Below are 591 nucleotides of genomic sequence, written 5' to 3'. Positions count from 1 at the left end.
GCATAGAGGCTGCTGATGTCTGCAACACTTCGAGATACTTCACCCTCCCGCAACAGCTCGAGCTCGGTGACGCGATTGCCACAACCGTAGGCCGCGCCACGCCGCCTCCTTCAGCGTCTCACTACTATCACCGCATGAATGCGCGCGAGGTTGACGAAAGAGATGGCCAATGGGAGAGCCGGTCTACCGGCTACCGCGTGATGATCGTCAGGGAGAGCGGAGTTCACTGGATCGCCTACGACATGGAGTCGGAGTCGCTCGCATCGGTTGAGCAGTGGGCGCAAGAGCACAGCGGTCCGGACGACTATTCGATAGCGGCCAGAGTGGCGACAGACGGTGGAGTCGGCCTCATCTGGCTGACCCAACCGCCGGAGTCGTTCCTCGCCGCAACGTCCTGACTGTCGGCGCGTCTTAGACATGGCGCGCTTGGGGTTCGGCCAGCCGGAAACGTCGAGCACCTGAGGGCTGCCCTTCGACAAGCTCAGGGACCGAGTTGTGGCGTACTCAAGGGACGGAGGGATCGGGCCATATCGATGCCGAGCGCGTTCCGCCGCACGTGGTCCATCGCGCTCGCGATCGCGCCTTGCGCGA

Annotated in this window: 1 protein-coding gene; it reads left to right on the top strand. The window is 63.3% G+C overall.

Going from position 1 to position 591, the window contains the following annotated elements:
* The coding region (locus AC4FQ5_RS19950) for a hypothetical protein (RefSeq protein ID WP_491146401.1) at positions 1 to 398 on the top strand (398 nt) is incomplete at its 5' end.
* Positions 399 to 591 lie beyond the last annotated feature (193 nt).

It is taken from the genome of Chryseobacterium sp. DT-167 (assembly GCF_058310155.1).
Note: the sequence above shows the minus strand (reverse complement) of the source record. Positions and strands in the feature narration are given on the sequence as shown.